Origin of the sequence: Sphingomonas endophytica (assembly GCF_001476895.1) — a bacterium.
GTDB lineage: Bacteria > Pseudomonadota > Alphaproteobacteria > Sphingomonadales > Sphingomonadaceae > Sphingomonas > Sphingomonas endophytica_A.
The window spans coordinates 1-733 of sequence record NZ_LDTB01000167.1 but is presented as its reverse complement, the minus strand read 5'-3'; the positions used below and the strand labels follow the sequence as shown (position 1 = coordinate 733).

Annotated in this window: 1 protein-coding gene and 1 pseudogene; both read right to left on the bottom strand. The window is 67.0% G+C overall.

Features of this window, described 5'->3' with window-relative positions:
• Window positions 1-384, bottom strand: a 384-nt coding sequence (dctP, locus tag NS334_RS19320; protein ID WP_206542698.1) for a TRAP transporter substrate-binding protein DctP, incomplete at its 3' end; no start/stop codon positions are given.
• A gap of 82 nt (window positions 385-466) precedes the next feature.
• Window positions 467-718 (bottom strand): annotated as a pseudogene (locus NS334_RS19470) (hypothetical protein); the annotation flags it as partial.
• Window positions 719-733 lie beyond the last annotated feature (15 nt).

Sequence of the window (733 nt, the reverse complement as noted above, 5' to 3'; positions counted from 1 at the left end):
CTCATAGACCTTGGCCACCTCGGCATCGTCGTCCTGCGCGCCCTTGCGGCCGAAAGCCTCGAGTTCGGCGCCGACGGCGAGGATGATGTCCTGCTGGTTCTTCGGCAGCTTGTCGAAGATCGCCTTCGACATCATCAGCGGCTCCAGCATGAACCAGTAGGAGGCGCCCGCGCCCGAGGTCAGCGACTTCGCGACCTCCTCGAGGCGGAACGAGATCAGGCTGGTGGAGGAGGTGATGCCGGCATCGCAGGCGCCGGTCTGCATCGCGGCGTAGATCTCGTTCGAGGGCACCGACAGCACCGCGGCACCGGCGGTCTGCAGCACCATGTCCATCTCGCGCGAGCCGCCGCGCACCTTCATGCCCTTGGCGTCGTCGGGCGCCACGATCGGCTTGGTGCCGGCTGGCGACGCCGCCGGCCTGCCAGACCCAGGAGATCAGGATGATGCCCTTGTCGGCGAGGAAGTCGGAGAGCGCCTTGCCGACCGGCTCCTTCTTCCAGCGCAGGCCCTGGTCGTAGGTGGTGACGAGGCCCGGCATCAGGCCGATATTGGTCTCCGGCAATTCGCCGCCGGCATAAGGCATCGGATACAGGCTGAGATCGAGCGCGCCCTTGCGCATCGCCGAGAACTGCGCGTTGGTCTTGATCAGCGAGGAGTTCGGATAGACCTCGGCGGTGAGGTCGCCGCCCGAGCGCTTGGCAACCTCGGCCGCGAACATCCGGCACAGCCGGTC